This window comes from uncultured Cetobacterium sp., assembly GCF_945952365.1.
In the GTDB taxonomy this organism is placed as follows: Bacteria; Fusobacteriota; Fusobacteriia; order Fusobacteriales; family Fusobacteriaceae; genus Cetobacterium_A.
Map to the genome: position 1 here is coordinate 1 of NZ_CAMFHX010000048.1, position 8,150 is coordinate 8,150.

Consider the following 8,150-nt stretch of genomic DNA (forward strand, 5'->3'; position numbering starts at 1 on the left):
GCTACTTTTAACATGTCGTAACTTTTCATTACGAAACGTGTCGCACTATGAAAATCATTTGTATCATAACCTGATATAACAATAACTTTAATTCCAAATGGTTCTAATTTTTTCTCGGCTTCTTTATATGCTCCGTTTGCAGGAATAATAACTACTTCAGGCGAAAGCGAGATAATTTTTTCGTAGTTTAAATCGTTTTGATTTTTACCAATAACATCTTCAACTTTGAATTTACTCCAATATACTCGATCTTGGGCAGTGTTCATATCAACAGCCACAACATTGTCTATAGCACCACAAGCTCTGATTAGCTCGTTGTTATAACGTGATATTACAACAGCTTTTTTAACAGGAACAGATAGTTGAACAGCTCTTTCAACATTGTCGGTAATTAGAATTTTTTGAGTTTTGTTTTCTTGAGAGAAAAGAGTGGTTGTAAAACATAGGCTTGTAGTTAAAACTAAAACCTTTAGAAATTTTGATTTGAATAACATGAAATCCTCCTAAATTAAATAAGTCTCCTGACTTAGTTTCAATCTACTTCTAACCCTTCCCAGATAAATCTCCAGTGGTGTATGTTAGTTTCGTCCACAATACAGTAGCTTTCGGCTGTGTGGGATTCTCACCCATCTTCCTCTATTAAGCCTTACGGCATTTAAAATACATTATTGAGTATAATATGCATAGTATATTTTGTCAATTATTACAGTGATAGTATTTATTTTTTGAATAGAAAAAGTATTACTTATAATGAAAAAAGGAACTGCGTATTAAAGTTTGTAAAATTGTTGTAAGCCTTGAAGGCGAATTTTCTTATTAAAAAGTAATAGGAGGAAAAAATGAAAAAGTTATTTATATTAGGAACAATTTTATTATCAACATCACTATTTTCAGCAGGAAATATGGGTGGTATGATGCAAGGCGGAAAAATGGAAAATATGCCTATGATGCAAGGTGGAATGCAGTGTCAATGTCCTATGATGGGAGCTGGAGGAAAAGGTATGATGGCTTCGAAGATGATGACACCTGAAATGAAAAAAGATATGCAGATGCAAAAGATTGCAATTCAAGAAAAAGAACTTGAAATATCGAAAACTCTAGCTCAAGATAAAATTGATTGGGCTAAGGTAGAGCAGTTGAATAGAGATATAGCTCATATAAGAGCAACAAATGAAACAAAGATGATGCAGATGCACTATGAGATGATGCAAAATTCAGGTCCACTTTATGAGGACAAGGTAAATTAGTCTATACTAATAAGTTTTGGTAGAGGGATAAGTTCCCTCTATTTTTATTTGTTTTAATGCTTAATAGCACATAGCTTAATTAATTCATAGTCTGAGTAATTTTCTAATTCGAGAATCTTATCATAGGGATTACCCTCTAATTTTAATAAAAAGGCAAAGGCTGGTTCTGTTTTCATGCCATCTTTTTTTAGTTCGATTATTTTTTGACGGAATTTAGAGTCTGCTAATTGTAATATTCTATCTTCGATTATCATATGTCGATAACCATTTGTTTGGGTAGAGTATATATGGCTACCATAAATCTCTATTTCCATTTCGTCTATAAAAAAATTAGCTACTAATAGATTATTTTTAAATAAATCCTCTCTTATAGAAAAGTTTTTTTGTTTTGAAAATTTTTCTTCTATAAGCTTTCTGAAATCTAGAATATTTGTAAAACAACAGACTATATCCAAATCACTTTTTTCGTTATCAATACCTAAAGGAATAGTCCCAACTAAAATTGGAGTGAAATTTTTAAGCGTTTCAAAAATATCTAACTCTGATAATATTTTGTAACTTTGTTTCTGTTTTTTATTTCCAAAAGAAAGATATTCTATATTTTGGAAATTGATTTTAGTCATTATAAATCATTTTTTTACTCATACCACCATCAATGATTATATTTGCTGCATTTATAAAGTCATTTTCAATATTAGATAAAAATAAACATGCATTAAGAATATCCCGAGGAGTTCCAACTCTTCCTGATGGATGTTGTGAATGATCTGTTGCAGTCAAAGTATCATAATTATCAACTTGTATCCATCCGGGGCTAATAGCATTAACAGTTATAGGTGTTTTGGTTAAAGAAACAGCAAGGGTGTTAGTTAAAGAGACTAAACCGCCTTTAGAAGCTCCGTAAGCTTCCCAATTAGATTCATTTTGATTCCATCTAGTAGAAGCGATATTTATTATTCTACCATAAGTTTCTCCTTTATTTATTTTTATAAACTCTTTACAACAGATAAAGCTTCCACGTAAATTAACATTTATAACATCGTCGAACTCATCTATAGAGATATCTTCAATATTTTTATGAAAAGTTGAGATGGCAGCATTATTTATAAGGATATGAGCATTCCCATATTTTTCAGCAATTTTAGAAAATGAATTTTTTATCTCAGTTTCAGATCTAAGATCAACTTGTATGAAGTCTATATCTAGAGATAGTTCATTATGTTTTTTTATATCCAAAACAACTACTTTATATCCTTTTTGACAAAATCCTTCTGAAAGATGGTAGCCAATACCACCAGCACCACCAGTAATAATACATATATTATTTTCATTTTTTATTTTCATTTTCTCACCTATTTTTTTATTTTTTTTATTCCAAAATATACTAAAGTTAACCCAACACTGAGATTTAATATAGATAAAATATTTTTATTTAAAAAGTTGTTGCTCAAAGAACCTATAAATCCAATAAAACTTAAAAATATTAAAGTAGCTAAAAGAGAACCTATTGAAAATAGTAAAATTAATTTTTTACTTAAAGAGCATTCATTTAACTTAGTACTAAAAACACCTATCCAAAAAAGAATCGTCATAGGGTTAGCAGCAGTTAAAAAGAAAGCTTTTCCAAAAGGTAGATTAGAATTAAATCCCTTAAATAGATTGATACTTGGTAATATAGAAAGATTAAAATATCCTAAAATCAATTGAAGTCCAAAAATAATAACAATACAGCCTCCTAATAAATTAAAAGATTTTTGAGTTTTTTCATTTTTTATAAATGATGAAATTCCTAAAATAGCTAAAATTATATACATTGCATCAGCAAGAATGACTCCGAAAACTCCAAATAAAGTATGTATAAAACTTTCGTTGACTCCTAATGAAAATATATAAAGACAAACAGGTCCAATAGCAAGTTGTAACAACATCCCAAATTTAAAACCTTCAATTAGCATAAAATCCCTCCATTATGTAGAATTAATATTCTATAAATAATAACAGAAATATTTTTAACTGTAAATTAAAATAATTAAAAGATATTGCTAACTATTTGAGTATTTAAGGGCAAGAGAGTATTGAATTGAAATAGGAGAGAATACTATGAAACTAAAATTTTTTATAGGAGTTGGAATTATGATTGGAACTTTAGCTTTTGGAGATTGGAAAGACTTTAAAAAACCGAGTGATACTGAATTGAAATCAAAACTTACTAATGTACAGTATGAAGTTACTCAAAAAAATGGTACTGAACCTCCTTTTGAAAATTTGTATCATGATAATAAAAAAGTTGGTATCTATGTAGATGTTATTTCAGGAGAACCTCTTTTTTCATCTAATGACAAATATGAATCAGGAACTGGTTGGCCAAGTTTTACAAAGCCTTTAGTTTCTGAAAATATAGTTTTGAAAAAAGATTTTAAACTTATCTGGCCAAGAACAGAGGTGAGAAGCAAATATGCGGGGTCTCATTTAGGGCATGTATTCAATGATGGACCAGCACCTACAGGAAAGAGATATTGTATGAACTCTGCTGCTCTTAGATTTATTCCTTTAGAAGAGTTGGAGAAAGAGGGATATGGAGAGTTTTTAAAAGAGTTTGAGGTGAAAAAATGAATAGAGCAAAATCGTTAGCGATATTGATGTTGAGTTTAAATCTATCCTTAATGGCAGAGATGAAAACAGCTTATTTAGCTGGAGGATGTTTTTGGTGTACAGAGTCTGATATGGAAAAGGTTCCTGGAGTTACATCAGTAATATCTGGGTATTCAGGTGGCCACGTAGCAAATCCAACATATAAAGAAGTATCTAGTGGAACTACTGGTCATGTTGAATCTATAAAAATTAACTACGATAGTGATAAAATAAGTTATTCTCAGTTGTTAAATAGTTTTTTGAAAAAAATAGATCCGACTGATGGAGAGGGACAATTTGTGGATAGAGGATATCAGTATTCCCCTGTTATCTTTTATCAAAATAAAGACGAGGAAGTAGAAGCTAAAAAGGCTTTGAATAAAATAAAAGAAGAGGGTAAATTTAGAGAAATCAATGTGAAGCTTATTCCGTTTGAGAAGTTTTATGTTGCAGAAGAGTATCATCAAGATTACTATAAGAAACATAATCTAAAATATAATTATTATAGATATCGTTCTGGTAGAGATCAGTTTTTAGAAAAGGTTTGGGGCAAGTAGAAGGTTATAAAAAAGTGCCATTTAAATTTGGCACTTTTTCATTTATCTTTTATCAACTTTATAATATCTATGCATTCCACTCGGATGAGGCTCGAAGCCAGATATATTTTTATTAACTCCTGCAATAACTTTTCTTGTAAATGATATTGCCATAACACCATCCTCTTGAATAAGTTTTGCAGCTTTTTGATAGTATCTCTTTCTTTTTTGATCGTCTATCTCCTCTTTAGCTAACTGTAAAAGTTGATTAACCTCTGTATTTGAATAGAAAAATCTATTTCCAGCTGGGCCTATAAATTTTTCATTGAAAACAGTTAATGCTTCCTCTGCATCCCCAGTTGGAGATGTCTTACCAAGATGGAAAAGCTGATGTTTTCCATTTGATGTTTCACTTATAAAAGTTCCCCACTCTAAAGGATTTATAGTTAAATTTATTCCAATCTCTTTTAATTGAGCTTGAATTATTTGAGATATTTGCATACTGTCACTGTTACTGTGGATTGTTATAGATAGATTTAGATTCTCTTTGTTTTTAACTTTTTCTAAGTACTCTTTAGCTTTTGCAATATCTTGGTTGTAAACAGCTCTATCATCTGTATATCCAAACATATTTGAAGCTAAAGGAGAGTTGATACTTTCAGCGTAAGTTCCTAGAACTGTACCTAAAATCTCATCAGCATTTAAGGCATAGATTATTGCCATCCTTAAATTTTTATCTTTTAATTTTGGATCATTCATATTGAAACCGATGAACTCTATTGCTAGAGGGTCAACTGTCATAAGGGTTAAGTTTTGATTATTTTGAACTTGTTCAGCATCGATAGGTGAAACAGCATAAGCTACATGGAGCTCCTCTGTTTCTAGTCCAATAACTCTATTGGTAGCTTCAGGAATACTTCTGAAAACTAATTTATCGATATTTGGTTTTTTAAAGGGATGATTGACATTACTTTTTAAGGTAATTTTGTCTCCAGTTATCCACTCCTCTAAAATGAAGGCACCTGTTCCAATAGGGTGTTGTCCAAAACTAGTTCCAGATTCAGTGACAGCTTTTTCATTTACAATAGATGCTCCAGGGTCAGCTAAAAACTTTAAAAGAGTTTTTGTAGGGTACTTTGTATTAATATCAAAAGTTTCATCATCGACTTTTTGGATATTTTCTATACTTTCACCAATAACTCCAACTATTTTTGAGTTTTTGACTCTATTTAAAGAGAAGATAACATCTTCAACTTTTAAAGGCTCTCCATTATGGAAGAACACATCTTTCTTTAGCTTCATTCTAATTTTAGTTGGAGTTATATACTCCCAACTTTCGGCTAATCCAGCTTTTAAATTCATATCACTATCTACTTCGATCAAAGTATCGTAAAGTTGAACGATAACCTCAAGTGATCTTTTGTCATTAGTACCTTGAGGGTCTAAGCTTTTTGGTGCTCCAACTTGAGCTGCAACAACCTCTTTTTTAGATGTTTCAGACTCTTTATTACCGCAGGCGGTTAGTAGTGCTATTAATAATATTAAGCACAACAAGTTTAATCTATTTTTCATAATTAATCTCTCCTTTAAATTGTTCGTAAAGTTTATTCTATCATTAGAGAAATAAAGTGTCAATATAGATAAATATGAAAATATCTGTTCGCTGAGGTGCAAAGTATTATGAAATAAAATCTATAATATATTGAATTTAATAGATAAATGTATTAGTATTAAGATATATTTTATAAAGTATACGAGGGGGATTATGAATAAAATTATTTTAATTTCGATATACATTTTATTTTTATCTATAGTTGAAGCTTCAGCAGCTATATTTGAAGATAGAAGTTTAATATTGAAAAATGACTTTTACAGTATTGAAGCGGTTTATATAAAAGATAACAAGATAAAAACATACAAAGAGTTTTCCAAAGAGCTTGGAATTCAAATTCAAATCAATTTTGATGCCGAAGAAAATCCCGAAGAAATTTTAATTTTAGATGGTGGAGAGCAGCTTACAGCAACAGTAAAAAATTATGAAATTGAAAGTTTGTATATAAAAGCAGGAGAAGATAAAAGAGTAGTTCAAAAAGAGGAAGTTGATATGAGTATTATAGAAAATATAATGGAACAAATAAAATCTACTTTTTTTATAGATGAACTATGGTATAAAATTGAAGAGGGGGAAAATGTTGAAAAATAATATGTTTTTAAAAAAAGTTGAGTTAAGTAGTGATGAAGGGTTTTATTCAATTTATTATTTAAATAATGAAGAAGAGATAGAGTATTTAAATATTTCTTATAATAGTTTTACTAGTCGAAATGAAGATGAATGTAAATATGTAGAATACTATTTAGATGGCGAATATGCTTTGGAGCATTGGGAGTTTTCTTCGGAGAATGTAGGAGTTATTAGAAGTATTTTTGACGAATCCTCTTATGAAGATATAACTTTTGATATAATTAATAAAAATATAATAAAGATAGAAGTTTTTGAGAATACCACAAATAATTTAATGTCTCAACGTATTGTAACACCTACTGGATACAATACTCTTGTTATTAATCCAGCTTTAAAGGAGTATTGTGTTGAAAATTTTGAATTTGTGAAAAATGGTTATTGTTGTCTTTATAATGAAAAGGATGTCTTATTAGAAGAGCAGGAGTATGTTAACGGTGAAATTGTAGGAACTTCTAAATATTATTATGAGGATGGAAGTTTAAAATTTTTAACAAACTTAAACCAAACAATAGAATTTTATGAAACAGGTGAGTTGAAAAGTAAAGTATATAAATTTAAAAAGTTTTCAAAAATTGTGGAATATTATTTAAATAGAAATCTAAAGAGTGTAGGAACCTTAAATAATAGTAATGAATATATAGGAATGGGATGGACTTTTTATGAAGATGGTCAGTTAAAAAAGATCTGTTCTTATGTGGATAATTTAATAGATGGAGAATATAAAGATTATTATAAAAATGGAGTCATAAAAACAGATAGTTTTTATAAATTAGGAAAAGAGAGTTGTGAGTTTAAAAGCTATTATGAGAACGGTCAAATAGAGTGTATCATAGACTTAGAAGATGGAAAGCGTTGTGGAAAGTTTTTAAAATATTATAAATCTGGTCAGCTCCAGGATGAAACTTATTATTCCAATAATGCTCCAATAAATGATTCATTAATTTATTATGAAAATGGGAAACTGTATGCCAAATTAGCGTATAAAAATGGATTAAGAGTCGGAATATCTGAGTGGTTTTATGAAACCGGAGAATTACAATCAATTAATAAGTATGATTTAATTGATGGATCTTCATACTTAAATTATTCAAAATCATACTATAAATCAGGAGGAATAGAGAGCTATATTCAGTGGGAAGATGCTCTTTGTGAACATAATCAAGAGGACTATTCATACAATGTTGTAGGTGGATATGAGAAATTAAATATCTCTTACTATGAGGACGGAAAGTTAAGAAAAAAACAGAAAATGATTGAAGAAAATAAATACTCAATAGAGCGTTATGACGAGAATGAAGTCCTAACACAAAAGGGTGTTTTCTTTAGAGATCAGAATATATTTTATTGGATAGGAACATTATTAACATTTAATAAAAATGGATCTTTAAAAATAGTGACAAATTATTCAGAGGACGGAAAGTTTATAGATACACACAACTATTTTAATGGTGCGACACGTTTCGTAATGAAAAGTTACGACATGTTAAAAGTAGC

The 8,150-nt window shown here is 29.4% G+C and carries 8 protein-coding genes, 2 pseudogenes and 1 riboswitch; of the genes and pseudogenes, 5 read left to right on the top strand and 5 right to left on the bottom strand.

Annotated elements, in window-relative coordinates:
• Window positions 1-494: pseudogene (locus tag Q0O83_RS11435) on the bottom strand (hypothetical protein); the annotation flags it as partial.
• Window positions 494-674: riboswitch (cobalamin riboswitch) on the bottom strand. (Overlaps the previous pseudogene by 1 nt.)
• Before the next feature lie 165 nt (window positions 675-839).
• Here Q0O83_RS11435 and Q0O83_RS11440 point away from each other — a divergent pair.
• Entirely contained in the window at window positions 840-1,247 is a 408-nt protein-coding gene (locus tag Q0O83_RS11440; protein WP_294097214.1) for a hypothetical protein, read from the top strand.
• Window positions 1,248-1,300: 53 nt separating this feature from the next.
• Here Q0O83_RS11440 and Q0O83_RS11445 read toward each other — a convergent pair whose 3' ends face one another.
• Genes Q0O83_RS11445 through Q0O83_RS11455 form a run of 3 tightly spaced genes read right to left on the bottom strand, consistent with a single transcriptional unit; the run spans window position 1,301 to window position 3,202 of the window.
• Window positions 1,301-1,870, bottom strand: a complete 570-nt coding sequence (locus tag Q0O83_RS11445; RefSeq protein ID WP_294097215.1) for a DUF4269 domain-containing protein — start codon at window positions 1,868-1,870, stop codon at window positions 1,301-1,303.
• Entirely contained in the window at window positions 1,863-2,591 is a 729-nt protein-coding gene (locus tag Q0O83_RS11450; protein WP_294097217.1) for an SDR family oxidoreductase, read from the bottom strand. Before Q0O83_RS11450 ends, Q0O83_RS11445 begins: the two co-directional genes overlap by 8 nt.
• 8 nt (window positions 2,592-2,599) lie before the next feature.
• Window positions 2,600-3,202, bottom strand: coding sequence for a LysE family transporter (locus Q0O83_RS11455; RefSeq protein WP_294097219.1), 603 nt, complete (start codon window positions 3,200-3,202; stop codon window positions 2,600-2,602).
• Between the two features lie 226 nt (window positions 3,203-3,428).
• Between Q0O83_RS11455 and msrB the strand changes: the two are divergent.
• Window positions 3,429-3,860, top strand: a pseudogene (gene msrB / locus Q0O83_RS11460) (peptide-methionine (R)-S-oxide reductase MsrB); the annotation flags it as partial.
• Entirely contained in the window at window positions 3,857-4,435 is a 579-nt protein-coding gene (gene msrA / locus Q0O83_RS11465; protein ID WP_294097223.1) for a peptide-methionine (S)-S-oxide reductase MsrA, read from the top strand. The pseudogene msrB and the gene msrA, both read left to right, overlap by 4 nt.
• Window positions 4,436-4,477: 42 nt before the next feature.
• On the opposite strand, the gene Q0O83_RS11470 is transcribed toward msrA, so the two are convergent.
• On the bottom strand, window positions 4,478-5,986 hold the full coding sequence (locus tag Q0O83_RS11470; RefSeq protein ID WP_294097224.1) for an ABC transporter substrate-binding protein: 1,509 nt from the start codon (window positions 5,984-5,986) through the stop codon (window positions 4,478-4,480).
• Between the two features lie 193 nt (window positions 5,987-6,179).
• Between Q0O83_RS11470 and Q0O83_RS11475 the strand changes: the two genes are divergently transcribed.
• Together Q0O83_RS11475 and Q0O83_RS11480 are read left to right on the top strand one after the other, a co-directional pair.
• Window positions 6,180-6,617 carry a hypothetical protein gene (locus Q0O83_RS11475; RefSeq protein ID WP_294097225.1) on the top strand — a complete coding sequence of 146 codons (438 nt, stop codon included), beginning with the start codon at window positions 6,180-6,182 and terminating at the stop codon, window positions 6,615-6,617.
• Window positions 6,604-8,150 (top strand): toxin-antitoxin system YwqK family antitoxin (locus Q0O83_RS11480; RefSeq protein WP_294097226.1); only part of this gene is annotated, 1,547 nt, incomplete at its 3' end. The genes Q0O83_RS11475 and Q0O83_RS11480, both read left to right, overlap by 14 nt.

Excerpts from the sequence above, each read along its gene's own strand:
- Q0O83_RS11475 (WP_294097225.1), top strand. The coding sequence starts at position 6,180 with ATGAATAAAATTATTTTAATTTCGATATACATTTTATTTTTATCTATA.
- Q0O83_RS11450 (WP_294097217.1), bottom strand. The coding sequence starts at position 2,591 with ATGAAAATAAAAAATGAAAATAATATATGTATTATTACTGGTGGTGCT.
- Q0O83_RS11455 (WP_294097219.1), bottom strand. The coding sequence starts at position 3,202 with ATGCTAATTGAAGGTTTTAAATTTGGGATGTTGTTACAACTTGCTATT.
- msrA (WP_294097223.1), top strand. The coding sequence starts at position 3,857 with ATGAATAGAGCAAAATCGTTAGCGATATTGATGTTGAGTTTAAATCTA.
- Q0O83_RS11445 (WP_294097215.1), bottom strand. The coding sequence starts at position 1,870 with ATGACTAAAATCAATTTCCAAAATATAGAATATCTTTCTTTTGGAAAT.
- Q0O83_RS11440 (WP_294097214.1), top strand. The coding sequence starts at position 840 with ATGAAAAAGTTATTTATATTAGGAACAATTTTATTATCAACATCACTA.
- Q0O83_RS11470 (WP_294097224.1), bottom strand. The coding sequence starts at position 5,986 with ATGAAAAATAGATTAAACTTGTTGTGCTTAATATTATTAATAGCACTA.